The following is a 25,899-nucleotide window of genomic DNA, read 5'->3' on the forward strand; positions in this document are numbered from 1 at the left end:
TGACCTCAGGCGCTGGCCCGGCCGCCCGCGGCGGCGAGGATGGCATTGATGATCGGCTCGTAGCCGGTGCAACGGCAGATGTTGCCGGAAATCGCTTCGACCACGTCGGCTCGGCTGGGGGCGGGATTGCGGTCGAGCAGCGCTTTCGCGGCCATCAGCATGCCCGGCGTGCAATAGCCGCATTGGGCGGCGAAATTGTCGGCGAAGGCGCGCTGCAGCGGATGCAGGTTCGGGCCCTGCTTCATGCCGTCGAGTGTCTCAACCGAACGGCCGGCGACGGTCTCGGCCAGCGTCAGGCAGGAGAGGTGAAGCTCACCGTCGATGAGTACGCTGCAGGTGCCGCAGCCGCCCTGGCCGCAGCCAAATTTCGGCGTCATGTCGCCGATCAGCTCGCGCAGCGCGACCAGCAGGTTGGTGCCGCCGTCGACGAAGATCGCGACGTCGCGGCCGTTGTGGCGAAATTGCAGGGGGATCTTTGTCATGGCGAGCTATTCCTGTTCCGACAGCAGGCGCCGCAAATGCACGCCGACGATCTCGCGGCGATACCAGGCGCTGCCGAGCGCGTTGTCGGATGGCGATGTTCCTTCTGTGGCCGCAGAGGCCGCAGCCGCGATGGTGGCGGCGTCCAACGAGCGGCCCTCCAGCGCGCGCTCCGCCGCGCGGGCGCGGATTTGCGTCGGCGCCATCGAGCCCAGCGCAATCCGCGCACCCGCGATCCGTCCGCCGCTGACCGGCAGATGCGCGGCGAGCGTGATCACCGAGCCGCCCTTCGGCTTGATGCGCGCGATCTTGCGATAACGGAACGCCTCGCTGCTGGCCGGCCGCGTGCAGGACACCGACAGCACCAATGTCCCGGCCTGGCGCTCGCGCCCCTGCAAGAACTCCTCGATCGGAATATCGCGCGAGCCGAAGCCGCCTTGCACCGCAATGGTGGCGTCGAGCGCCAGCAGCGCTACGGTGAAATCGCCGTAAGGGGTCGGCGCGAACAGATTGCCGCCGACCGTGCCCATGTTGCGCACGGCAGGACCGCCGATCGAGCGGGCAGGGGCATGCAGGAAGGCGAGATCGCGCTCGGCGAGCACGCGCGCGAAGGTGACGCCGGCACCGAGCGTGATGCGCGGACCCGAGGCATCGATCCGCGTCAGTGCCTGGTCCTGCGCCCGGACGATGGTCGAGATCGAGACGTCGCCTTCGTTCAGCGCGCGCATCACCAGCGTTCCGCCGCCGAGATAGCGCGCGCTACGGTCCGACGACAGCGCGCCAGCCGCCTCGCTCGCATTGGCAAAGGTCTTTACCGTCACGGCCATGGCTCAAGCGGCCTCCTTCAGATGGCGGCGGATCGCTTCGAATCCGGCCTGATAGATGTCTTCGGCAACCATGTGGGTAATGCGGTCCCGATCGTCCGGCTTCGTCGTGAAGCGCGATTCCCAGTGCCAGAAGGTGCGGTCGCCGTCGGTGACGGGCAGCAAGCGGACATGGGCGACGTAGTTGAACATCGGGACCGGCGTATCGAGCAGGCAATAGGTGAAGGTCTGTTCGAGGTCGGACAGCGCCAGCAGCTGCTCGCGCAGCTCCGAGCCGTCCTTGAGCTTGAACCGCCTGACGCAACCGATCTTGTCGGCGGATTGCGCGCGTTCGATCGAGGAGGTCGCAACCGCCGGGTGCCAGCGATCGTGCCCATTGAAATCGCGCAGCACGTCCCACACCGCGTCGGTCGGTGCGTTCAGGATCGTGCTCTTGACGATATGCGGCACGGCTAGCCTCCGAACACGCGTTTCAGGGCGTCGAAGCCACCCTGGAATACGCCGCCGCCGATGTTGTTGACGAGTTCGGTCTCCCGTTCCGGCGCGCAGTCGAATTCGGCCGTCCATTCCATGAAGGTCTGGTCGCCATCGGTGACGGGCGTGAGCCGCAGGGTGGCGACGTAGTTCTCGACGCCCATCGGCGATTCCAGGATCGAATAGGTGCAGAACATGTCGTAGTCGGAGAGGCCGAGCAGCTTTTCGCGGATGCGGTCACCGTTGCGCAGGCGGAAATCCCTGACACAGCCGATCTTGTCGGAGGGTTCGCCGCCCTCGATCCGGCTTTCGGCGATGGCCGGATGCCAGTTCGGCAGGCCGTTGAAATCGCGGACCCGCGCCCAGACGCGGTCGTTGCGGGCGTTGACGACAGTGGAGACGTAGACGCGGGCCATCGCTCAAGACCTCAGCTCTTCTTCCGCGGCCCGCGCTCGGCCGGCGGCTCGCCGCCCTCGGCCGCGGGCGAGGAGGCCGCCGGCTTGTCGCCACCGCCACCACCTCCGCCGCTACCCTTGCGCGCGGCCTCCTTGATGCCCTGCATGTCGCGGGCCTCGCGGATCAGCCCCGGCATCTTTGCGAGACTGCCGCCCTCGACGCCGATGTCCGACAGGATGGAATCGATCAGCGGCGCCTGGACGCGGTAGCGCAGGGCGGAGTCGATCACCTCGTCGGTGGCGCTGCGGCCGCCATTGCCGTTGCCATGGCCGTTGCCGTTGAGGCCGTCGACCTGGAGGATGCGGATGCCCTCGATCTTCTCCATCGGCTTGACGCTCTCGCGCACGATGCCCTCGATGCGGTCGAGCAGTTTTCTGCGGAACAGCGAGTAGCGCGCCTGATCGGTCAGCACGTTCTCGGCCTCGTTCAGCATCCGCTGCGCCTCCGCCTCGACAGCCGCGCGCACACGCTCGGCCTCGGCCGCGATGCGGGTCTCCTCGGCCTGTTTCTCCGCAAGCAGGATTTCCACCGTCTTGCGCCGCTTGGCGATCTCGCTCTCTCGCGCGGTGACGACGCGCTCGGTGGCTTCCGTCGCGCGGATCCGGGCTTCCTCGGCAGAGGCCTTGGCCGCGGACTCTTCCAGGGATTTCGTGTGGATCGCGATCGCCTTCTCCATCAGGACGGTCTCGACTTCCTTCTCGCGATTGACCTCGAGCTTGCGCAGCTCGCGCTCGCGGCCGATGCGGGCCTCGTCGAGGCCGCGGTCGGAGGCGATGCGGGCGCGCTCGACTTCCTCGCGCGCCGCGATTTCGGCCTCCTGCAGCGACTGCACGCGGGCGACCTCGAGCTGCTCGATGGCGCGGCGCCGCTCGATGCGGGCGGCCTCCAGCGCCTGCTCGCGCGAGACGTCGGTGGTCTCGACCTCCTTGCGCGCGACGATCTCGGCCTGCCGAACGTGGCGGTCGGCGTCGATCCGCTCGGACTTCTTGGTCGACAGCGCGATGACGCGGTCCTCGTCCGCGATCTCGATCGCCTTTTTCTGCTCGATGTTGAGCACCTCGCGCTTCTTGGAGGAATTGATGCGCTCGGCCTCCAGCGCCAGATCGACGGTGATGCGCTGGCGCTCGATGGCGTCGCGCCGCTTCAACTCGGCCGCCTCCAGGGTGCCGGTCCGCTCGATCTCCAGCGCGCGCGTCTCGCGTTCGGCCTGGATGCGCTCGGCCGCAACCGCCTTCTCCTGGGCGATGCGGGCCGCCTCGATCGCCTCGCGCGAGGCGATATCAGCTTCCTCGACGGCGCGGTTGCGGGCGATCTCCAGCGCGCGCACGCGCTCCTCTTGCGCGATGCGCGAGGCTTCCGTGGTCTCGCGCGCGGCGATGCCGGCGACATCGAGCGCCTGGTTGCGTTCGATCTCCAGCTGCCGCGTGTTCTGCTCGGCGGCGATGCGCTCCGCGGCCAGCGTCCGCTCCCGGGCGATCCGGGCGGCCTCGACCGCGCGCTGCGCCTCGATCTCGGCCTCCTGGATGGTCCGCACTTGCTGGATCTCCAGCGCGCGGGTGCGCTCGTCCGAAGAGATACGCTCGACATTGACGATCAGCGTCTGGGCGATGCGGGCCTTCTCGGTGGCCTCGCGGGCGGCAATCTCGGCCTCGTCGACTGCGCGCGTCCGTTCGATCTCGCGGCGGCGCGTCTCCTCCTCGTTGGCGATGCGGGCGTCGGTGACGACGCGGTCCTGCTGGATGCGGGCCTTTTCGATGGCCTCGCGCGCGGCGATCTCGGCTTCCTCGACCGTGCGCATCCGCTCGATCTCGCGCTGGCGGACTTCGCGTTCGGAGGCGATGCGGGTGGTGTCGATCGAGCGCTGGTTGGCGATTCGGGTCTTCTCGATTTCCTCGCGCGCCAGCAGCTCCTTCTCCTCGATGGTGCGGGTCCGCTCGATCTCCTTCTGGCGGGTCTCGCGCTCCGAGGCGATGCGGGCCTCGGCGATCGCCTGCTCATTGGCGATGCGGGCGCGTTCGATGGCCTCGCGGGCGGAAATCTGCGCCTGTTCGGCCTCGGTCTCGCGCAGGGCCCGCTCGCGCGCGACCTCAGTGCGCTGAAGCGCGCGGCGCATCTCGATGTCGCGTTCCTGCTCCAGGCGCGCGGTCTCGCTCTCGCGCTCGATCTCGAGCGCCTGCCGCTCGGCCTCCAGATTGCGTGAGCGGATCTTGATCATCGAATCCTGCTCGATGTCGTTGCGCAGCTTGCGTCTGGCCTCGATGTCCTCCATCAACCGGGTCAGGCCTTCGGCGTCGAACCGGTTCGAAGGGTTGAAGAACTCGAGGTCAGTCTGGTCGAGATCGGTGATCGCGACCGATTCCAGCTCGAGGCCGTTCTGCGCGAGAGCTTCCGCCGCTTCGGTCTTGACCCGCGCGACATAGTCGCCGCGCCGCTCGTGCATCTCCTCCATGGTCATTTCGGAGGCGACCGAACGGATCGCCGAGATGAACTTGCCGGCCAGCAGCGCATGCAGCTGCCCGGGCTCCAGGGTGCGGCGGCCGAGCGTCGCTGCGGCGATCGAGACGGCCTCCCGGGTCGGCTGCACGCGGACGTAGAAGTCGGCCTCGATGTCGACGCGCATGCGGTCGCGGGTGATCACGGCATCCTGCTTCGAGCGCACGATGCCCATCGGCAGCACGTTCATGTTGACCGGCGTGTAGTCGTGAATGAACGGCAGCACGAAGGCGCCGCCATTGATCACCACGCGTTCGCCGAGGAAGCCGGTGCGGACGAACGAGGTCTCCTTGGAGGAGCGGTGGTAGAGCCAGTTCACGATATAGACGCCAACCACGATCACGATGATCGCGACGATCAGCCAGAGGATCAATTCACCGACCAGAATCCCTGACATCCTTCCCTCCCTCGAACCTATCAGGCGTTATCGCGCGCCGATCGCCTTGAATTGACGTACCTGTTCCGTCAGCGCCCGCTCCACCGGCAGCCGCTCCATCGAGGACGCCCCGTAGAAGCCGTGGCAATGACGGGTGTTCTTCATGATGAAATCGGCATCAGTGGGATCGGCGATCGGGCCGCCATGCGCCAGCACCAGGATGTCCGGATTGACGCTGAGCGCGGCGCTGGCCCAGGTGTCGATCCGCGCCGGACAATCCTTGAGCTTTGGCGCGGTCTGCGCACCGATGGTGCCGCCGGTCGTCAGGCCCATGTGGCAGACGATGATGTCGGCGCCCGCGATCGCCATCGCCGCGGCTTCCTTCTCGCTGAACACGTAGGGCGTGGTCAGCATGTCCTTATCGTGCGCCTTGGCGATCATGTCGATCTCGAGCGCATAGGACATGCCGGTCTCTTCGAGATTGGCGCGGAAGGTGCCGTCGATCAGGCCGACCGTCGGAAAGTTCTGGACGCCGGCAAACCCGAGCGCCTTCAGCTGGTCGAGAAAGACGTCCATGTCGCGGAACGGATCGGTGCCGTTGACGCCCGCAAGCACCGGGGTCTGGTCGACCACGGGGAGCACTTCGTTCGCCATTTCCAGCACGATGGCGTTGGCGTCGCCATAGGCCATCAGACCCGCGAGCGAGCCGCGCCCGGCCATGCGGTAGCGCCCGGAATTGTAGATGACGATGAGGTCGACGCCGCCGGCTTCCTCGCATTTGGCTGACAGCCCGGTGCCGGCGCCGCCGCCGACGATCGGCTCGCCGCGCCTTGCCATGTCGCGAAACCTCTTCAGCAGTACCGTGCGTTCAAACCTGACCATCGGTCACCTCGCGAGTCTCCGACGCACCCCGGTGCGCCCGAACAGGGCTTTGAACGCACTGACGATGGCGGCGGCGAAATCGGGATCGTTGATGTTCTTAGGGATGCGAATGAGTTGGCGGTTGCCGGTCTGCCGCACGGTCCGCTCCAGCGTGCGGAACAGCGCGGCGTCGGCATCCGGATCCCAGAACGGCTGTCCCCGCGCGTCGAGGGCGGAGACGCCGCCCTCGGGCAGGAAGAAGCGCACCGGGCCATCCATCTTGTTCAGCCGCTCGCCGATCCAGCGGCCCATGCGCTCGTTCTCCTCCACCGTCGTCCGCATCAGCGTCACCTGCGGATTGTGGACGTGGAACTTGCGGCCGCGATAGCGCTCGGGAATGGTGTCGGGCGCGCCGAAATTGACCATATCGAGTGCGCCGACCGAGCCGACATAGGGCAGGCGGCTGCGGATGACCGCACCAAAGCGGTCTTCGGTGGCGGGCAACACGCCTCCCATCAAGAGGTCGCAGACCTCTGTCGTGGTGAGGTCGATCACGCCGGCGAGCTGGCCGGACTCGACGAGCTTCTCCATCGAGCGTCCGCCGACGCCGGTGGCATGGAACACCAGGCACTCGAAATCCTCGCGCAGGTCACTAGCGATCTTCTGCACGGCCGGCGTGGTGACGCCGAACATGGTGATGCCGATTGCAGGCGGCCCGCCGGCCTCGCGCGCCGTTGCGGCACGGGCGTCGAGCCGCGCCTTGACCATGCCGGCGAGCGCATTGGCACCGTTGGCGAGCACCGCGCGCGAGATCGAATTCAGCCCCTGCACATCAGTGACCGAGTACATCATGGTGATGTCGGCCGGGCCGACATAGGGCCCGACATCGCCTGATGCGACCGAGGAGATGATCAGCTTGGGCACGCCGACCGGCAGCGCGCGCATGCCCGGCGCGACCAGCGAGGCCGCGCCCGAGCCGCCCGCCGAGATCACGCCGGCGACATTGCCCTGGCGCCGCAGCCAGTTGGCAAACGCATCTGCCATTGCGGTCACCGCGGCACCACGGTCGGTGCCGAACACGGCGGAGCCACCGCGGCCGTGGTTCAGGGCGATCTCCTGCGCCGAGACATCGCAGGATGAATGCTTGCCGCTGGTCGAGACGTCGACCAGCCGCGTGCGCAGGCCGCTTTCGGCGATGATGTCGCGGATGTAGCGCAGCTCCTGGCCTTTGGTATCGAGCGTGCCGACGACCAGCACCACCGGCGGGCCCGAGGCCTGCGCCGCCACCGGCTCGCGCTTGCGCCGCGCCGTCTCGTCGAGCCGCGCGACTTGCGTCGAGAGCGTCCGCGCCGCGGCCTCGATGCGCGTGATCGGTACCGGTTGCGACCATCGCGTCGGCAGCGTCGGGTTGGAGATGTAAATGCGCACCGGTCCGTCGCGGCGGGGCACCGGCGTCGGCTTCGTTTCGGCGGCGGATGCGGCGACGTCGATCTCCGGTTCGAGCTCCGCATGAAGCCCGACGCCGAGCAGGCGCTGCTGCAGTTCGCGGTCCGCCGCAAGGCGCGCGGAATCGATGATGCGGTTGATGCGGCCGTTGACCATGATCGCGACGTTGCGCGAGATCGCGGTGGCGACGCCGATGTTCTGCTCGATCACGAGCACGGACATGTCGCCGTCTTCACCCAGCCGCAGCAGCATTTCCTCGACCTGCGCCACGATGACCGGCGCGAGACCTTCGGTCGGCTCGTCCATGATGAGCAGGTGCGGGTTGGTGAGCAGCGCGCGCGAGATCGCCAGCATCTGCTGCTCGCCGCCGGAGAGCTGGCCGCCGCCGTGGCCCTTGCGTTCGGCGAGGCGCGGGAAGGTGTCGTAGATCCGCTCGACGGTCCAGGCCCCTTGCCGCATGCCGCCGGCAAGCTGCAGATGCTCATCGACGCTGAGCGAGCGCCAGAGACGGCGGCCTTGCGGCACATAGCCGACGCCGAGCCGCGCGGTCTGGGCCGGCGGCCGCCGCGTGACATCCTCGCCGCGGACGCGGATCGAGCCGCCGCTCACGCCGACCAGCCCCATGATCGCCTTGCACAGCGTGGTCTTGCCCATGCCGTTGCGGCCGACGACGGAGAACACGCCGCTGTCAAGCGTAAGATCGACCCCTTGCAAGGCGTGCGAGTGGCCATAGTAGACGTCGAGGCCGCGGACCTCGAGGGCGGCGCTGGTGCGGCGGACCTCATTCATGGCCGCCTCCGAGATAGAGCTCCTGCACTTCAGGATCGGACTGAATCTCCTGCGGCACGCCTTCCTTGAAGACGCGCCCGTTGTGCATCATCGTGACGCTCTCGACCACGCGCAGGGCGACGTCCATGTCGTGCTCGATGATGATGTAGCCGATATGGGCGGGCAGAGATGTCAGGATCTCGATCAGCTCGGCCCGCTCCGTCGGCGACAGGCCCGCGGCCGGCTCGTCGAACAGCACGAAGCGCGGCGCGCCGGCGAGCGCCAGCGCAATCTCGAGCTGGCGCTGCTGGCCGTGTGCGAGCTCGGCCACGCGCTGGTCCTTCACGGCGGACAGATGCACGGCCTGTACGAGATTGTCGGCCGCATGCATCAGCGCATCATTCTGTCCCGGACGCAGGAACGAGAAGCGTCCGCGCGAGACGCCGCGGCAGGCGAGATAGACGTTGTCCTGTACGGTGAGGCCGGGGAACAGCGCCGAAATCTGGTAAGTGCGACGCAACCCGCGGCGGATGCGCTCATAGGGCGGGAAATGCGTCACGTCCTCGCCGAAGAAGCGGATGGTGCCGGAGGAGGGCGGGAAGTCGCCCGTGATGCAGTTGAACAGCGTGGTCTTGCCGGCACCGTTCGAGCCGAGCACCGCGCGCCGCTCGCCCGGCCGCACGGTGATGGTGACGTCGGTCAGCGCCGCGAGCGCGCCGAACAGCCGCGTCACGCCGCGCAGCTCGAGCGCGGCGCCGGCACCGACTGCGGAGAGGCGTTGGGCGACGCTATCCATGACGACGCCCTCCGCCGGCGCGGCTCACCTCGCGCCGCTGATACTGACGCCAGCGCTGCCACAGCCCGATGACGCCGTCCGAGGACCAGAACACGATGGCGAGAAAGCCGAGCCCGATCAGCAGGCGGAAGCGGTTGCCGTCGAGCCCGAGGCGGACCAGGAAGTCGAGCGCGAAGGTGCGCAGCAGCACGAAGATCAGCGCGCCGATGAAGGGACCGATCGGGCGCGTGATGCCGCCGACCACGGCGATGATCAGCACGTCGATGCAGGCCCCGACGCTGACCGAGCCCGGCGAGATCTGGCGATAGTTCCAGACCTGGAGCACGCCGGCGAGCGCGGCGACGAACGATGCGAAAGCATAGGCCGCGACACGGTGCGCATTGACGTTGAAGCCGAGCGCCGCCATGCGCCGCGGATTGTCGCGCACACCCTGGAGCGCGAGGCCGAACGGGGCGCGCGAGACATATTCGACCGCGAAGTAGCAGATCGCAGCGACCGCGAGCACGACATAGTAGAAGGGAATGTCGGCGCGCCAGTTCACGCCCCAGAAGTGCGGCGTGGCCACGGTGTTGATGCCGGTATGGCCGTTGAAGATCGCCCAGTTCTGGTTGGTGAAATAGTAGAAGGCAGCGCCAATGGCGAGCGTGATCATGATGGTGTAGATGCCTTCGGTGCGCACCGCGAGCGCGCCGCCGAGCGTGCCGAAGGCGGTCGCCAGCGCCAGCGCCATCGGCACTGCGAGCCACCACGGCCAGCCCAGGCTGATATTGGCGTTGCCGCTGACGCCGAACACGGCGACCATGTAGGCCGAGAAGCCTGCGATGGTGAGCTGCATCAGGCTGACCATGCCGCCATAGCCGGCGAGGAACATCAGGCTCAGCGCCATGGTGCCGAGTATCAGCGTGGTCGCGAAGATCTCGATCAGGAAGAAGCCGCTGGCGATCAGCGGCATGATCAGGAGGATGGCCGCGACGGCCCAGGCGGCGGGATTGTTGATCTCCGGCCATGTCCGGGCCGGGCGCTGCGCCTTGGTGGCGCGGTCTACGGCGACGGGGGCGTCGTGGGCGAGGGACATCTCAGCGCCTCGCCAACAGGCCTTGCGGCCGGATCGCCAGCACCACCACCATGATCAGGAAGGTCACGACGATGGCGTAGGTCGGGATGTAGACCGAGCCGAGCTGCTCGGCGAGGCCGATGATCAGCGCACCGAGCGCGGCGCCCGGGATCGAGCCCATGCCGCCCACGATCACGACGACGAGGGACGCCAGCAGGAAGCGGATGTCTTCGCCGGGTGACAAGGACTGGAAGGTGCCGCCGACGACGCCGGCGATGCCCGCAAGCCCCGCGCCGAAGGCGAACACGCCGACGAAGACGAGCTGGATGCGCACGCCGGTTGCGGCAAGAATGTCGCGATCGTCGACGCCGGCGCGAATGATCATGCCGATCCGGGTGCGGTTGAGCGCGAGCCACATGGCGACGCCAATGACCACGGAGGCCACGAAGATCACGAGCCTGACGAGCGGATATCTGAGATAGACCGGCTCGCCCGAGGATTTAATCGCCGTCACCAGCGGCAGCTCGATCGGACCGATCAGCCAGTTCGGGGTCTGGATCTGGTAGAAGTCACCGCCGCAGGCCCACAGCATGAGATCGGCAAACACGATCGACAACCCGATCGTCACCATGGTCTGCCTGAGATCCTGGCCCTCCATCCGGCGGAACACGATCACCTGCAGCAGCACGCCGACAAAGGCGGTCAGGATAAAGGCGACGATGAAGCCGAGGATCCACGAACCGGTCGATGTGCTGATGGCATAGCCGACATAGCCGCCGAACAGATAGAGCGAGCCGTGTGCGAGGTTGACGTTGCGCATTAGGCCGAAGATCAGCGTGAATCCGCTGGCGACCAGGAAGTAGAGGCCACCAAGCGTGATGCCGTTGAACACCGCGTTGAGGAAGACGCGCTTGCGGCCGATCGCTTCTTCCAGCCCCGGCGGCCAGACCGCGAAGATCAGCCAGAGCACGACCGCAATCGCGATGATCGTGATCAGCGCCCAGGCCGGATGGCGTTCGACGAAGCGGCTCATGGCTTCACCTCGCCCCGCTTGCGGAGAGAGCCGGCGCGTAGCGGGCGGTGAGGGGGACTCTCCGCGAGTCAAACTGCCACCGCGCTAGCGGAGACTCTCCCCGACCCCAACCCTCTCCCCGCAAGCGGGGCGAGGGGGCATGCAAGCCGTTGCCGGCTGCTGGCCCTGCCATGGACGAACGTCCTCCCTGGACTCGCGATCCTCTTTCGGGATCGCGTTGCCGGCATCCTAGCCAGGCGGCGAGGGCGACGTTTGATCGTGAGTATCTTTTCGTGGCCTGCGCTCAGGCGCGCAAAACCTTGGCGGCGCGACGATAATCGGTCGGAGCCATCCCGACATTGGCGGCAAAGAAACGCGTGAAACCGCTCTGCGAGGAGAAGCCGAGGTCGAAGCCGATGTCGGCGATGGGCGTCTCGCTCGCCACCAGCGCTTCAAGCGCCTGTTCCATGATCAGCGTGTTGAGATAGAGGTTCGGGGTGACCCCGGTCTGCACGCGGAACAGCCGGTAGAAATGCGGCCGCGACAGGCCGGATTCGCGCGCAATGGTGTCGAGCTCGATTTCGGCGCCGGGACTCTCCGACATCATCTTGATGCACTTGCGCACGCGAAAGTCGGTGACGCCGCCTGCGCGCGGATCGCGCGCGATCTCGGCCTGCTGCCAGCTTTCGTCGTAGCAGATGTCGATCAGCCGCCTCAGCTCGGAATCGAGGCTGGAGAGCGATGGTGCGCCGCACACGAGCGCGGCGGTCCGCCTGATGTGCTTGTCGAGCGCGGGCGTGCGCCTGAACTGGGTGCGGCCGAAGCGCAACCGGTCGGAGCCGGAGGCATCCGGCGCAAACCATTCGGCGTTGACGTAGAGCACGAAGAAGATCGCGCCGCCGTCGAGATCGGTCGGCAGGAAATTATGTGGTTCCCAGGGATTGACGGCGACGACCGACGTCTCGGTGAGATCGTAATGCCCGTCGGAGACATCGATGCATGCCGGCATGCCGCCGACATGGAAGATCAAATGACCTTCGCGATGGGCGTGGATATTGAAAGGGCGGTTCAACTGATAAACCGTCGCCCGGCCGAAGCGGCCATGGAAGACGGCGAGCGCACGGCTCATGCCTTCCCCTCCCGAACGTTCTTGTCTTTTCGGCCAGCCTTCAACAACACCGCCAAGATTGCAAGAGCGGAGAGCGACCGCGTCAGCGAGTCGCTCCCCGGTTGCGTCTGCCTGATGTGATGCGTCAGTACTTCTTACATTCCGGCACGGTGCGGCTCGGCAGCCCAATCTTGGAGAACACGGCCGGATCGTAGCCGAGCGTCTGGTTCACGTTCGGGATCACCTTCACGACCTTGCTGAACAGTGCGCCCTTGCTGTCGTCGACGACCTCGGTGACGAAGTTGGTGCCGATCGCCTGGCGGTTCGAGTCGAGCTTGATCTTGCCGTTCGGCGCGTCGAGCTCGATCTTCGCCAATGCTTCCCTGAACTTCGCCTGGTTGTTGGAGAGGTCGCCATTGACCTGACGCAGCGCGAGGATCAGCGCCATGGTTGAATCATAATAGTTGGTGGCGAGCAGCGACGGGCTCGGGAAGCGCTTGTTGGGCGGGAAGGCGTCCTGATAGGCCTTCACGAACTTCTGCCAGCCCGGGTCCTCCCAGGTGTCGGCCTGGCCGCTCGCCGCAATGGTGCCGATCAGCGCGTTCTTGGCGTTGCCCTTTGACGACAGGATGGTCTGGTCGATCATGATGGAACCGCCCATCAGATGCGCCTTGCCGCCGGCCTGCTGATACTGGTTGAGGAAGTTGACGGCATCGGCGCCGCCGAGCCCGAGATAGATGGCATCGACATCGTCGGGCAGGGCGGCGATGACGGAGGCGAAGTCCTTCGTTCCCAGCGGCACCCATTGCCGGTTGGTGACCTGTCCGCCGGCGCCGCAGAATTCCAGCACCAGCCCGAACACCTGGGTGTAGATGAAGGAATAGTCCTCGCCGACGGTCGCGATCTTGCGATACTTCTTTTCCTCATAGGCGTATTTGCCGAGGCCGACCTGCCACTGCGCGCCGTCCATGTTGTAGCGGAAGAAGTTCGGGGCGGGGTCGACATAGGTCGTTTCCTGCGCACCGGATGCGGCATTGATGAACGTCAGCTCGGGATGGGTCTTGGCGAAATTCTTCACCGCGATGCCTTCGTCGCCGGAGAGCGGCGACAGCAGGATCTGCACCTTGTCCTGCTCGATCAGCTTGCGCACGGCGCGCACGGCCGAGTCCGGCGTTGCATCGGTCGAGGCGACGATGAATTCGAGTTCCTTGTCGCCGACCTTCTTGCCGAGCACGTTGAGCGCGGTCTGATGGCCGCGCATGCCGTCCTCGCCGAGCACCGTGTAGGTGCCTTCGAGCGTTGCGGTCACGCCTACCTTGATCTTTTCCTGGGCGATCGCCGCGCCCGAAAGAAACAGGCTGCTCAACGCGAGCAGTCCGATGCTGCATTTCGACATGTGCTCCTCCCCTGTGTCATCGCTTGTTGCCGCGACGAACCGTGCATGCCCGTGGCTCTCGAAGCCCGCGGCTTTGGAGGCAAGCTAACCGAAGTCGGATGCGCTGCACGCATTGCGGCCTCCTTGGGCTTGACTGGCAGTCTCATTTTTGAATGTTGCGGCGCGAGTGATTTCGCGGTGCAGCAGGGGGCCCGCGCCGCAAAAATGTCCCAGGCGGAAGCGAGGAGCGCGTTAACAATAATCTTCGGCGAGAAACTGGTTGATGGCGTCGAACGCCTGCAGACGGTTTTTCTCCAGGAGAACCATGTGCGTGCCTTCGCCGATCTCGATCCAGCGCCGGTATGGCGCATGTTTCAGTGAAAGGAAGAAGTCCTGCGCCGAGGCGATGGGCACGTCCTGATCCCATTCGGCGTGGACCATGAGCACAGGGACGCGAATATCGCCGGCATCATAGAGCCTCTTGCCGGCGGCCCAATATTCGCGAATGTCCAGGATCGGGCCGTTGACCGCACGCATGATGGCAGGCGTCTGCGCGCTGCCTAGCGGGTCGGTCGCGAGCGAGATGTTGGCCCAGCGCTCGAAGCCGCCCGCCGGGATCAAGCGCGATCGTGCCGCTTCCGGCGCGGCCGAAAGCCAGCGCTCCCTGAAGTCCAGCACCGGAACCTTGCGATAGCCGCCGAGGCGCCCGCCTGCATCGATCGGAGCCGGGCCCTGCAGCAACCAGAGCGGCGCGACCAGCGCGAGCTTGGCGACCTTGTCGTTATTGCCCGCGGTGTAAGCACCGGCCACCGAGCCGCCCCAGGACATCGCAACCAGATTGAGGCGCGCGATCTTGCGCTGCTTCAGGATGTGCGCGACGGCGCTGGCGAGGTCACGCACGCCGACCTCGGTGCGCACGAGCGGTTCGGACTGCTCCGGCGGCGCGTCCATCTCGGGCGGGCGGGTCGATTGGCCGTAGCCGCGCACGTCGAGCGCGAAGACGTCGTACCCTTGGGCGGCGAGATAATCCATGAAGGAGCGGCCGCCGAGTGGCGTATCGAAGAGGCTTTCCGATGAATAGGTCGCGCCGTGCATCATCAGGATGGTTCGCTCGGCCGATAAGGTCTCGAGCGCCGCGGGTCGCTTGTTGCGCAAGTGAAGCGAGATTCCGGCCGTGTCGCTCGGAATCATGAGATCCTCGACCACGATCTCGGGCCTGTCGGCGCGCGCGTTGGCGTGCTGATTCATGATCGTCTCCTTTCAGACGAATTGCCAGGTAAAGCGTCCGCCGGTGCGGCTGATGCGGCCGACCGATGACTGTGCGAAATGGGTGGTGAAGATGGTTGCGCCCCGCTCGGCAGCGTCCTCCAAAACGAAGGCGCGCGAGCGCAACGCGGCCTCCGGGAATTCGCAGAAGCAGGAATTGAGCGATGGCTCATACACCTGGAGCGGATGGTGCATCACGTCTCCGGCGAACAGCGCATCCTCGCCACGCGAGACGAGGCGGATGGAGGCGTGATCGACGCTGTGGCCGGGCGTCGGAACGAACGAGATGCCCTCGATCACCTCGCTTCCGTCCACCGCGATGAGCCTGGCAAGTCCGGCCTCGATCACCGGCCGGACGCTGTCGTCATAGACACGGTCGGCCGGCTTGCGCAGCGCGGGGCCGAGGGCCGGGTCAGGGCGGGCCGGTCCGGTCGGCTCTGTGCCTGTCGCGAGGCTCTCGCCATAGGCCTGCTCGATCGCGGAGAAGACGTAAGTCGCATTCGGGAAAGTCGGGACCCAGCGCCCGTCAATGAGGCGGGTGTTCCAGCCGACGTGGTCGGCATGCACATGCGTGAGCAGCACGTAATCGACCTGCTCCGGCGTGACACCCGCTGCGGCGAGCCGCGCCAGGAACGGCTCGCTCAGCCGGTGAAGCGGCGGAATCTCCGGCCGGTTCTTGTCATTGCCCGTGGCCGTGTCGATCAGGATCGTATGGTGCGGCGTCCTGACCAGCCAGCTGTGAATGCTTTGGATGAAGGTGCCGGTCGCAGCATCGAACGAGCCCGCCCCCAGGCGGCCGCGATGACGCTCCAGCGCCTGCGGCTCGCTTCCCGGAAAGAGCGCGTCGAACTTGAATGCGGCAAGCCGCAACTCGTCGATCCGCGTGATGGATGCTTCGCCGACTTGATAGGTCTTGCCCGCTTGAATCATCAAGATGTCCTCCACTGGACCGCGGCTTGGGGCCCTGCTTGCCCGGGCCGTGGTGACCGTGAGGTACGAGGTGCGCCGCGCCTTGGGGAGAGCCGCGGGTTCGATAGGTCCCATCGACATCGTCGATATCGGAAAGGACGCTGGCCGAGCTTTTCACGCCGCCGTTTTGGCCTTAACCCTCGCATCGCGGCCCGTTCGAGCCGCGATGTGCCCTAGACGGAGGTGGCTCCGATGCAGGATGCGGAACACGGCCGGGGTCGGCCGGCCGACGACAACGATCTCGCCGAGATCGACCTCGGTCTGTTGCTGGCGCTGGAGGCTCTCCTGCGCGAGCGGAACGTGACGCGCGCGGCCTCCCGGCTCAATATCGGGCAGCCTGCGCTGTCGGCGCGGCTGAACCGGCTGCGGCAGATCTTTGCCGATCCGCTGTTCGTGCCCGCGGCGAGCGGGCGCGGCGTGGTGCCGACGACGAGGGCTGTCGAGCTCCAGACCGAGCTTGCGGACGTGCTCGGCAAGCTCCGTCGCATGGTGGAGGGGCCGGCTGTGTTCGACCCCGCCCGGAGCCAGCGCACCTTCGTCGTTGCGATCCACGAGAACCCGGCCGTGACGCTGGCACCTGGCTTGGTGGCAAGCTTGACCGCGATGGCGGAGCGGGCGCGGCTCGCCCTCGTTCACCCCGCCCGCGATGTCGTGGATCAACTTGAAAGGGGAGAGATCGATATCCTGGTGACGGGAGCCGACCGCGCACATGGCGAGCTGATGCAGCGGCCGCTGTTCGAGGACGGCTTCCTGTCGGCACAGCGCAAAGGTCACCCCCGCGGCAACGGCCCGCTCGATCTCGACAGTTTTTGCGCGCTCGACCATCTCTTGATCTCCGCCGATGGCGGCGGCTTCTCGGGCCTCGTCGACGACGCGCTGGCCGCGCTCGGACGTTCCCGGCGCGTCGCCGTTTCGATCCAGACCTATGCGCTGGCGCCTGTTATCCTTGCGCACAGTGACTGCATCTGCACTCTGCCGCGGCGCTTCCTGATCCGCTTCGCCCACGAGCTCGATCTCACGCCCCCGCCGCTCGATCTGCCGCCCGCTCGCATCGTCGCGCTGTGGCATCCGCGCAATCAGGAGGACAAAGGCCACGCCTGGCTTCGCGAGTGCTTGTACCAGGCGGCTGCGGCTTGATCTCGATGCGTGTCCTCACATCGATGGCGCCCTGCTGTTTCGTTCGCCTGTCAAGGCCTCTCGGCAAAAACATTCTCCTTTACCGAAATTCGGAAATATCGTATGTGTCGCTCATACCGGCTCATCCAAGAGGGGCGATCTTGTGGTCGTCACTGTCGCGAGCCGGGCTTGCGGTGGACGCGGCAGCGTCGGCACGAGAGGTGCGGGCAGGGCGGGTAGTCCCTGCGAGCCCGTAACCGCGTGCGGACGACGGCGCTGCTAGGCTTCGTCTCGTCTGTAAGTTTCCGGCTCCGTCGACAGGGCTGGGAATACTGCGGCGAAATGGCGGGCCGTGCGTACGGCAAAACCGTGTGGTCCTGGCCGTCGTTGCTACGGTCAAGCTGGCTGCGGAGGTGCGAGCGAGCCCAACCGGGCGGACTGCATCATTCAATTCGCGGGGCGAGGGAGGCCAGAAGGAATTCGGCTCCCGGGAGAGCGCGGCATAAGCCGTCCGACCATCGCGCAGGGAAGGCCGTGTGTTGGGCTTCACCTGTATGCTGCTGTGCGGTCTTTTTGCGCTCCATCTTCGCGCAGCGGACCGCGGGTGCCGCCGGCACCCGGCCTTCCCTGTGCCCTCTTGCATATGAGGGCGGCAAGATCAAGCAAAGCTCGGGCGAAATGCGTCGCGAGAACGCGAAGGCGTGTCGCTTAGATGACGAACAATTTTCCGAACTGATGAGATCACCAAGTTTGCATTCATCGCGCCCGGTATACGCGCCTGCCGCCTTCCTAAGCTGCGGTGCCGAGATGAAATGCAGAGAGTCGAGTCATTAGTCGCGCTTATGTCGCGAATTTTTACTTCCAATTTTACTTCGCAAAATCCCGCCCATAGCCTCACGCGCAACTGATCACATCCGCAGGGATCGCTGAAGGTCGTTGCGGCCGCTCATTGTAACCAACGAGGGTTGCCATGCTTGACAGGGATAAGGGGAATGCTGCTGCCGGCCATGCCGGAACGAAGCCGGGGGAAGCAAAAAAGCTGAGCCGCCGCACGCTGTTGAAGGGTGCCGCAGCGGTTGCAGGCGCGGCCGCGGGAGCGGATGCGATCCGCGGATTCCCGACCATCTGGGCGCAGGAGATCAAGGACATCGAGCTGCGCCATGTCGGCGTCTCCTATTCGGTGGTGAAGGCGATCGGCGACCAGGCCGCCAAGGACCTCGGCTTCAAGGTGACGATGCAGAATCTCGACACCTCCGCCTCCATCAACCGCTTCATAAGCCAGCCTAATACGGTCGACATCGCCGATCTCGAGGGCTGGCAAGCCAAGCTGGCGGCGAAGCGCGGCGTGATCCAGGGCATCGAGGTCAAGAAGATCAAGGAGTTCGAGAACATCCTGCCGATCTTCACCAAGGGCGAGATCGACGGCCACAAGATCCCGCGCCAGGGCATCTCGCCCTATGAGGCCATGTACATCGCCAAGCCCGACGCGACTGATCTCAATGACGGCGTCACCGAATGGGCGACCTTCCTGCCACAGGTCTACAATGCCGATTCCATCGGCTATCGCCCCGATCTCGTCGGCCATGAAGTGACCGAGTGGAAGGACCTGATCGATCCCAAGTTCAAGGGCAAGGCTGCGATCCTCGACGTGCCCGCCATCGGCATCATGGACGCCGCGCTCTGCTTCGAGAGCGCCGGGCTGATCAAGTACGGCAACAAGGGCAACATGACCAAGGAGGAGATCGACTTCACCTGCAACAAGCTGATCGAGCTGAAGAAGCAGGGCCAGTTCCGCGCGACCTGGACCACCTTCGACCAGTCGGTGCAGCTGATGGCGGCGGGCGAGGTCATCATCCAGTCGATGTGGTCGCCGGCGGTGGCTGCCGTCCGCGTCAAGGAAATTCCCTGCGTCTACGCGCCCGTCAACGTCAAGAACGGCAAGGAAGGCTATCGCGGCTGGTGCAACGGCATGGGCCTGATGAAGCATCTCTCGGGCAAGAAGCTCGATGCCGCCTATGAATATCTCAACTGGTATCTCTCGGGCTGGCAGGGCGGCTTCGTCGCACGCTACGGCTATTACAGCCCGGTGCCCTCGACTGCGAAGAAATTCCTCACCCCGGCGGAATGGGCGTTCTGGTACGAGGGCCAGCCCGCGCCGGAGGTGGTCAACGATCCCTATGGCGTTGCGATGGAGAAGGCCGGCACCAAGCGTGACGGCGGCTCGTTCCTCGACCGCGTCAAGAACATCTCCTGCTGGAACACGCTGATGGACGAGGCCGCCTACATGAACAAGCGCTGGAACGACTTCAAGGTGGCCTGAAACCTGCTTTCCCTGACGAAAGGCGCCGGCGCGGCGACGCGCCGGCGGATCAGATCGACGTCGAGGCGTTCGCCGACATGCAGCCAAGTCGAACTCATAGTCCAGCTCAAAGTCCACCTCCATCGCGATCCAATCTGGCCGGCTGGCTCTACGTCTCGCCGCTGGTCCTGGTGCTCGTGCCGTTCTTCGCGGCGCCGATCCTGGTGGTGCTGGCGGCGAGCTTCTTCGCCACCGACGGCTTTGGCGGCCTGACGCCAGGCTTCACGCTGGCGAGCTACGTCGAGGTGCTGCACTCCGCGCTGACGCTGAAGCTGTATCTGGCGACGATCAAGTTCACGGTGCTGACCTGGATCTTCACCCTGATCATCGGCTTCTTCGTTGCCTATTTCCTGGTCTTCCACGTCCGCAACCAGCTGCTGGCGATCGGCCTGTTCCTGCTCTGCACGGTGCCGTTCTGGACCTCGAACATCATCCGGATGATTTCGTGGATTCCGCTGCTCGGCAAGGAAGGCCTGATCAACCAGGCGCTGCTGGCGATGGGTGTGATCCGCCAGCCGCTGGAGGTGCTGCTGTTCTCCGATCTTGCGGTGGTCATCGCCTATGTCCACCAGCTCACGATCTTCATGATCGTGCCGATCTTCAATTCCATGGCGCGGATCGACAAGAAGCTGATCGAGGCCGCAATCGATGCCGGCGCCAGCCGTTTCGACATCATGCGCCTGATCGTGGTGCCGATGTCCAAGAGCGGCATCGCGCTCGGCACCATCTTCGTGGTCTCGATCGTCATGGGCGATTTCTTCGTGGTCAAGGTGATGTCCGGCGGCGGTTCCGCCTCGGTGGTCAGCGCCTTCTACGAGGACGTCGGCGTGCTGCAATATCCGACCGCCGCGGCGAGCGCCGTGTTGCTGACGCTTGTGCTGGTCGCGATCGTCTCGCTGATCCTGCGCACTGTCGACGTCAGGCAGGAGATCACGTGATGAGCGCGGTTCTCGCCGACATGCCGGAGACGGTTGCGCCTGCAACCAGCAAGGCGATCGCGCCGAGCAAGGGTGGGCGGCCCTGGACTTTCTATGTGCTGTCGGCGCTGTTCACGTTCTACGTGCTCGCGCTCTACGGGCCGATGTTCTGCATCTACATCCTGTCGTTCCAGGACATCCGCGGCGGCCTCGTCTTTCCGATGAAGGGCCAGTCGATGCACTGGTTCGTCGATCTCTTCACCCAGGTGCGCACCGGCGACGTCAATGGCTCGTTCGACCGCTCCATCAAGCTCGCCGTCATCGTCACCATCATCACGGTGGTGGTGTCGTTCCTCGCCGGGCTCGGCTTCCGCAAGCGCTTTCGCGGCGACACGTTCGTCTTCTACATGATGATCGGCAGCCTGGTCGCGCCCGGCCTCGTGCTCGGCCTCGGTACGGGCCTGTTGTTCCAGGCGCTCGGTCTGAATGCCAGTTGGTACACCTCGGCGCTCGGCGCGCAGCTGTCCTGGACGCTGCCGTTCGGCGTGCTCGTGATGTTCGCGGTGATGTCGCGCTTCAACCATGCGTGGGAGGAGGCGGCTTACGATCTCGGCGCCAGCCGCTGGCAATCGATCTGGCTGGTGATGATCCCGGTGCTGGCGCCTGGCCTCGTCGCGGTCGCGCTGTTCGGCTTCACGCTGTCCTATGACGAGTTCGCCCGCAGTCTTCAGACCGCGGGCTCACTGAACACCCTGCCGCTGGAAATCTGGAGCATGACGCTGAACGTCACATCGCCCTCGCTTTATGCGCTGGGCACCGTGACCACCGTCGTCTCCTTCATCGTGATCGGTGCCAGCCTCGGCACCATCGTGCTGATCCAGAAGAAGCGCGGCAGCCGGGCAAAGGGATAGGAATGAAGAACGATCGCGGCGATATCGAGCTGGCAGGCGTCTGCAAGAGCTTTGACGGCGTCACCAACGTCGTTGACGGCGTCAATCTGAAGATCGCAGACGGTGCCTATTGCTGCTTCATTGGCCCCTCCGGCTGCGGCAAGACCACCATCCTGCGCATGATCGCCGGCCATGAGGACCCGACGGCGGGCGAGATCGTGATCGGCGGGCAGAACGTCGTCGGCCTCGCGCCGGTGCAGCGCCGCACCGCGATGATGTTCCAGTCCTACGCGCTGTTTCCGCACCTGACGGTTCGAGAGAACATCGCCTTTGCGTTGCGCGTGCGCGGCCAGTCCAAGGCGGATCGTCTGCGCGCGGCGGATGCCATGATCGAAAAGGTCCGGCTGACGAGCTTCGCCGATCGCCTGCCGGCCCAGCTGTCCGGCGGCCAGCAGCAGCGCGTGGCGCTGGCGCGCGCGGCGATCACCGAGCCGCGCGTGCTCTTGCTCGACGAGCCGCTGTCGGCGCTCGACGAGCAGCTCCGCGTCCAGATGCGCCAGGAGCTCAGGCGGATGCAGCGGGAGCTCGGCATCACCTTCATTCACGTCACTCACACCCAGCTCGAGGCGATCGCGCTTGCGGATCTCGTCGTGGTGATGGAGCAGGGCAGGATCAAGCAGGCGGGGCCGGCGCGCGAGGTCTATGCCCATCCGCACGACCGCTATGTCGCCGAGTTCATGGGCGGCCAGAATGTGTTGTCGGGCAGAGTGGAGAAGGTGAACGGTGCGAGCTTCACGCTCGCGCAGGCCGCGCCTGATGGCATCGAGGTGCCGCTCCAGGCCCGCCCGACCGTCAGCGTCGGCGACAAGGTCGATATCGCCGTGCGACGTGACGACGTCGCGCTGGTGAGGCCCGGCAAGGCGCTGCCGCCGGGCTGTACCACGTCGCTGCCGAGCCGCGTGCTCGCGATCGAATACCAGGGCTATTTCGTCAAGGTCATGCTCGACACCGTGCCGGACGACGAGTTCGTCGCCTATGTGCCGGAAAAGACCTTCTTTGCAGATCCCTTCACCGTCGGCGATGTCGTGATGGCCACATGGGCCACCGGCAGCGCACTTCCACTCGCCTAAAGACCCGTCGCGCACAGGAGCATGACCGTGCAGATATCCTTCACCCTCAACGGACGGCCAACAAGCGTGGATGTCGAGCCGGCAACACTCGTCGCCGAGCTCCTGCGCGAGCAGCTCCATCTCACCGGCACCCATATCGGCTGCGACACCAGCCAGTGCGGTGCCTGCGTCGTGCATCTGAACGGCCTGCCGGTGAAGAGCTGCACGCTGCTCGCGCCCGCGCTCGACGGTGCGACATTGCTCACGATCGAGGGCCTGCAGGGCGCCCCCGGCTCGAACCAGATGCATCCGATGCAGGAGGCCTTCCGCGAGCACCACGGGCTGCAGTGCGGCTTCTGCACACCGGGCATGCTGATGACGGCCGTCGCGCTTGCCACCGAAAAGCCGGACCTGACGGAGGCCGATGTCCGCCACGGCCTCGAAGGCAATATCTGCCGCTGCACCGGCTACCAGAACATCGTCATCTCGGTCATGGCCGGCGCTGCCGCCATGCACGCTGCCAAGGGAGAGTGACCATGGGCAATGTGATCGGCATCGGTGCAGCGCCAAAGCGGAAAGAGGACCAACGTTTCCTCACCGGCCGTGGCAATTACGTCTCCGACATCAAGCGCCCCGGCATGGCCGCCGGCGTGTTCGTGCGCTCGCCGCACGGCCATGCGGTGCTGCGCGGGATCGACAAGAGTGCCGCTCTGGCGTCGCCGGGCGTCATCGCGGTCCTGACCGGCGACGATGTCGCCGATGATGGGCTGGGCTCGTTGCCCTGCGGCTGGGGTATCACCGACGCCAAGGGCGTGCCGATGAAGGAGCCGCCGTTCCCGATGCTGGCGCAGGACAAGGTGCGCTTCGTCGGCGATATGGTGGCTTTCGTCATCGCAGAAACCCCGGAGCAGGCCAACGCGGCGGCCGACCTGCTGAAGGTCAACTACGAGGTGCTGCCCTCCGTGGTCGGCGTGCTCGAAGCCATCAGGCCCGACGCGCCGCAATTGTTCGACGACGTGCCGAACAACATCTGCTGCGACTGGGAGCTCGGCGACAAGGCCGCGGTCGAATCCGCGTTCAAGAAGGCGGCGCATGTCGCAAGATTGAGCCTCGTCAACAATCGCCTGATCGGCAACCCCATGGAGCCGCGCGCGGCCATCGCCGAATACGAGCCGGGGACGGATCGCTACACGCTGTGGACCACCAGCCAGTTCCCGCACGTGGTGCGCTTCCTGATGGGTGCGCTGGTGCTGAACATTCCCCAGCACAAGCTGCGCGTGGTCGCGCCCGATGTCGGCGGTGGCTTCGGAGTCAAGCAGTTCCATTACGGCGAGGAGGCTGTGATCACCTGGGCGGCCAAGCGCGTGCGGCGGCCGGTGAAATGGGTGGCGAGTCGCTCGGAAGGCTATGTCTCCGATCGCCATGGCCGCGATCATGTCACCGAGGCCGAGCTCGCGCTCGACGAGACTGGAAAATTCCTCGCCTTCCGCGTCAAAACGCTGGCCAATATGGGCGGCTATCTCTCGACCTTCGGACCGAACATCCCGACCAATCTCTATGGGCCGCTGCTCAGCGGCGTCTACACCACGCCGGCGATCTATTGCAACGTGAAGGTGGTCTTCACCAACACCGTCCCGGTCGACGCCTATCGCGGCGCCGGCCGACCCGAGGCGACCTTCGTGCTGGAGCGCATCGTCGATGTCGCCGCCAGCGAGATGGGAATCGACCGTGTCGAGATCCGCCGCCGCAACATGATCCCGAAGGAGGCCTATCCTTATCAGACGCCGGTGCTGGTGCAGTACGATTCCGGCGATCCCATGGGCTGTCTCGACGGCGCGCTGGTCGCGGCCGACGTCAAGAATTTTGGCGTGCGCAAGGCGGCGTCCGCCAGTAAGGGCAAGTTCCGCGGGCTCGGCTACTCCACCTATGTCGAGGCCTGCGGCCTCGCGCCGTCGCGCTTCGCAGGACGGTTAGGGGCGCGCGGCGGCCTCTATGAGAGCGCCACGGTGCGGGTGCATCCGACCGGCCAGGTGACGGTGATGATCGGTACCCACAATCACGGCCAGGGCCACGAGACCACCTTCGCGCAAATCGTCTCGGACAAGCTCGGCGTTGCCTTCGAGAATGTCGACATCGTGTTCGGCGATACCGACCGCGTGCAGTTCGGCATGGGCACCTACGGCTCGCGCTCGCTGGTCGTCGGTGGCGCCGCGCTGTCGAAGGCGACCGACAAGGTGATCGTCAAGGGCAAGAGGATCGCCGCGCATCTGCTCGAAGTGTCCGAGGCCGATATCCAGTTCGAGGCGGGCAAGTTTTCCGTTGCCGGCACGGACCGCATCAAGACGTTCGAGGAGATCGCGGGCGCAGCTTACGTGCCGCACAATTATCCGCTCGAGGTGCTGGAGCCCGGGCTTGAAGAGCAGGCTTATTACGACCCCGTCAACTTCACCTATCCCGGCGGCTGCCACATCGCCGAGGTCGAGGTCGATCCCGAGACGGGGACGGTGACGCTGGTGAACTATACGGCGGTGGACGACGTCGGCACGGTCATCAACCCGATGATCGTCGAGGGCCAGCTGCACGGCGGCATCGTGCAGGGCGTCGGCCAGGCGTTGTTCGAGAACGCAGTCTATGACGAAGGCTCCGGCCAGCTGCTGTCGGGCTCGCTGATGGATTACTGCATGCCGCGCGCCGATCATCTGCCGATGATGAAGGTTGCGACCCACTCGACGCTCTGCACGCACACGCCGATGGGCGTGAAAGGTTGCGGCGAGGTCGGCACCATCGGCTCGCCCGCCGCCGTCATCAATGCGGTGGTGGACGCGCTGTCGCATCTCGGCGTCACCCATGTCGACATGCCGGCGACGCCGAACCGGATCTGGCGCCTGCTTCAGAACGCGTCGCTGCCGGTCGCCGCGGAATAGGGAGGATAACAATGAAGCCATTTGCCTATCATCAGCCGGACCAGATTCCGGATGCGGCCAAGCTTCTGACCTCGATCGAGGACAGCAAGCTCGTCGCCGGCGGCATGACGCTGATCCCGACACTGAAGCAGCGGCTGGCCAGTCCATCCGCGCTGATCGATCTGTCGAAGCTCGGAAACCTCAACGGCATCACCGACGACGGCGCCACCATCACCATCGGCGCCATGACGCCGCATGCGGTGGTGGCTGCCTCGAAGCTGGTGCAGACCAAGATTCCCGGGCTCGCGGCGCTGGCCTCGATGATCGGCGATCCCGCCGTGCGCAGTCGCGGTACCATCGGCGGTTCGGTCGCAAACAACGATCCGGCCGCGGATTATCCCGCGGGCGTGCTCGGTCTCGGCGCCACCATCGTCACGAGCAAGCGCGAAATCGCGGCAGACAGGTTCTTCCTCGGCCTTTTCGAGACCGCGCTCGAGCTTGGAGAGATCATCACCGCGATCCGCTTTCCCGTGCCGGTCAAGGCGGGGTACGCGAAGTTCAAGGCGCCTGCGTCGCGTTACGCGCTGGTCGGTGTGTTCGTCGCGAAATTTGCCGATGGCGTTCGTGTGGCGGTCACCGGCGCCGGGTCCGGCGTGTTCCGCGTGCCGCCGATGGAGGCGGCGCTGTCGAGCCATTTCGATCCGTCCGCGATCGCGGCGATCAAGATCGACACCGACGGCCTCACCTCCGACATCCATGCCGAAGCCGATTACCGTGCGCATCTCGTCACGGTGATGGCCAAACGCGCCGTCGAAGCGGCGCTCAGCTAGCTCTCTTAGGGTTCATG

General features: G+C 65.7%; 22 protein-coding genes. 8 read left to right on the forward strand and 14 right to left on the reverse strand.

Features of this window, described 5'->3' with window-relative positions; genetic code table 11:
• Positions 1 to 5: 5 nt before the first annotated feature.
• From XI05_RS38820 to XI05_RS38885, 14 genes are all read right to left on the reverse strand, one after another.
• Positions 6 to 482 carry a (2Fe-2S)-binding protein gene (locus XI05_RS38820; protein WP_271511760.1) on the reverse strand — a complete coding sequence of 159 codons (477 nt, stop codon included), beginning with the start codon at positions 480 to 482 and terminating at the stop codon, positions 6 to 8.
• Positions 483 to 488: 6 nt separating this feature from the next.
• Positions 489 to 1,307 carry an FAD binding domain-containing protein gene (locus XI05_RS38825; RefSeq protein ID WP_271511763.1) on the reverse strand — a complete coding sequence of 273 codons (819 nt, stop codon included), beginning with the start codon at positions 1,305 to 1,307 and terminating at the stop codon, positions 489 to 491.
• A gap of 3 nt (positions 1,308 to 1,310) precedes the next feature.
• Entirely contained in the window at positions 1,311 to 1,754 is a 444-nt protein-coding gene (locus XI05_RS38830) for an SRPBCC family protein (RefSeq protein ID WP_271511765.1), read from the reverse strand.
• Positions 1,755 to 1,756: 2 nt separating this feature from the next.
• Complete coding sequence (locus XI05_RS38835) at positions 1,757 to 2,194, reverse strand: SRPBCC family protein (protein ID WP_011086163.1); 438 nt, start codon at positions 2,192 to 2,194, stop codon at positions 1,757 to 1,759.
• 11 nt (positions 2,195 to 2,205) lie between these two features.
• The gene (locus XI05_RS38840; RefSeq protein WP_271511767.1) at positions 2,206 to 5,124 is read right to left on the reverse strand and encodes a flotillin family protein; all 2,919 of its coding nucleotides are present in this window, start codon (positions 5,122 to 5,124) and stop codon (positions 2,206 to 2,208) included.
• 27 nt (positions 5,125 to 5,151) lie between these two features.
• Entirely contained in the window at positions 5,152 to 5,985 is an 834-nt protein-coding gene (locus XI05_RS38845) for a phosphoenolpyruvate hydrolase family protein (protein ID WP_271511769.1), read from the reverse strand.
• 3 nt (positions 5,986 to 5,988) lie between these two features.
• Entirely contained in the window at positions 5,989 to 8,199 is a 2,211-nt protein-coding gene (locus XI05_RS38850) for an ABC transporter permease (protein WP_271511771.1), read from the reverse strand.
• Positions 8,192 to 8,974, reverse strand: a complete 783-nt coding sequence (locus tag XI05_RS38855) for an ABC transporter ATP-binding protein (RefSeq protein ID WP_094974163.1) — start codon at positions 8,972 to 8,974, stop codon at positions 8,192 to 8,194. The genes XI05_RS38850 and XI05_RS38855 overlap by 8 nt, the downstream gene beginning before the upstream one ends.
• Positions 8,967 to 10,049, reverse strand: coding sequence for a branched-chain amino acid ABC transporter permease (locus tag XI05_RS38860; RefSeq protein WP_271511773.1), 1,083 nt, complete (start codon positions 10,047 to 10,049; stop codon positions 8,967 to 8,969). Before XI05_RS38860 ends, XI05_RS38855 begins: the two co-directional genes overlap by 8 nt.
• 1 nt (position 10,050) lies before the next feature.
• Positions 10,051 to 11,061 carry a branched-chain amino acid ABC transporter permease gene (locus XI05_RS38865; RefSeq protein WP_271511775.1) on the reverse strand — a complete coding sequence of 337 codons (1,011 nt, stop codon included), beginning with the start codon at positions 11,059 to 11,061 and terminating at the stop codon, positions 10,051 to 10,053.
• Positions 11,062 to 11,344: 283 nt separating this feature from the next.
• Positions 11,345 to 12,169 carry a helix-turn-helix domain-containing protein gene (locus tag XI05_RS38870; protein WP_172784508.1) on the reverse strand — a complete coding sequence of 275 codons (825 nt, stop codon included), beginning with the start codon at positions 12,167 to 12,169 and terminating at the stop codon, positions 11,345 to 11,347.
• A gap of 124 nt (positions 12,170 to 12,293) precedes the next feature.
• Positions 12,294 to 13,544, reverse strand: a complete 1,251-nt coding sequence (locus XI05_RS38875) for an ABC transporter substrate-binding protein (RefSeq protein ID WP_271511777.1) — start codon at positions 13,542 to 13,544, stop codon at positions 12,294 to 12,296.
• A gap of 231 nt (positions 13,545 to 13,775) precedes the next feature.
• Positions 13,776 to 14,771 carry an alpha/beta hydrolase gene (locus XI05_RS38880; RefSeq protein WP_271511778.1) on the reverse strand — a complete coding sequence of 332 codons (996 nt, stop codon included), beginning with the start codon at positions 14,769 to 14,771 and terminating at the stop codon, positions 13,776 to 13,778.
• A gap of 12 nt (positions 14,772 to 14,783) precedes the next feature.
• Positions 14,784 to 15,719, reverse strand: coding sequence for an MBL fold metallo-hydrolase (locus XI05_RS38885; protein ID WP_271511972.1), 936 nt, complete (start codon positions 15,717 to 15,719; stop codon positions 14,784 to 14,786).
• Positions 15,720 to 15,950: 231 nt separating this feature from the next.
• Between XI05_RS38885 and XI05_RS38890 the strand changes: the two genes are divergently transcribed.
• From XI05_RS38890 to XI05_RS38925, 8 genes are all read left to right on the forward strand, one after another.
• Complete coding sequence (locus XI05_RS38890; RefSeq protein WP_271511780.1) at positions 15,951 to 16,895, forward strand: LysR family transcriptional regulator; 945 nt, start codon at positions 15,951 to 15,953, stop codon at positions 16,893 to 16,895.
• 949 nt (positions 16,896 to 17,844) lie between these two features.
• Positions 17,845 to 19,194, forward strand: a complete 1,350-nt coding sequence (locus XI05_RS38895; protein ID WP_271511782.1) for an ABC transporter substrate-binding protein — start codon at positions 17,845 to 17,847, stop codon at positions 19,192 to 19,194.
• Positions 19,195 to 19,271: 77 nt separating this feature from the next.
• A complete protein-coding gene (locus XI05_RS38900; RefSeq protein ID WP_271511784.1) occupies positions 19,272 to 20,171 on the forward strand; it encodes an ABC transporter permease in 900 nt (299 codons plus the stop codon).
• Positions 20,171 to 21,061 carry an ABC transporter permease gene (locus tag XI05_RS38905; RefSeq protein WP_271511785.1) on the forward strand — a complete coding sequence of 297 codons (891 nt, stop codon included), beginning with the start codon at positions 20,171 to 20,173 and terminating at the stop codon, positions 21,059 to 21,061. The genes XI05_RS38900 and XI05_RS38905 overlap by 1 nt, the downstream gene beginning before the upstream one ends.
• A gap of 2 nt (positions 21,062 to 21,063) precedes the next feature.
• Positions 21,064 to 22,170 carry an ABC transporter ATP-binding protein gene (locus XI05_RS38910; RefSeq protein ID WP_271511787.1) on the forward strand — a complete coding sequence of 369 codons (1,107 nt, stop codon included), beginning with the start codon at positions 21,064 to 21,066 and terminating at the stop codon, positions 22,168 to 22,170.
• A 21-nt stretch (positions 22,171 to 22,191) separates the two neighbouring features.
• Positions 22,192 to 22,683, forward strand: a complete 492-nt coding sequence (locus tag XI05_RS38915) for a (2Fe-2S)-binding protein (protein WP_271511789.1) — start codon at positions 22,192 to 22,194, stop codon at positions 22,681 to 22,683.
• 2 nt (positions 22,684 to 22,685) lie between these two features.
• Positions 22,686 to 25,073, forward strand: coding sequence for a xanthine dehydrogenase family protein molybdopterin-binding subunit (locus XI05_RS38920; RefSeq protein ID WP_271511791.1), 2,388 nt, complete (start codon positions 22,686 to 22,688; stop codon positions 25,071 to 25,073).
• An 11-nt stretch (positions 25,074 to 25,084) separates the two neighbouring features.
• Entirely contained in the window at positions 25,085 to 25,882 is a 798-nt protein-coding gene (locus XI05_RS38925; protein ID WP_271511793.1) for an FAD binding domain-containing protein, read from the forward strand.
• The last annotated feature ends 17 nt before the right edge of the window (positions 25,883 to 25,899 follow it).

Origin of the sequence: Bradyrhizobium sp. CCBAU 11357 (assembly GCF_028128865.1) — a bacterium.
In the GTDB taxonomy this organism is placed as follows: domain Bacteria; phylum Pseudomonadota; class Alphaproteobacteria; order Rhizobiales; family Xanthobacteraceae; genus Bradyrhizobium.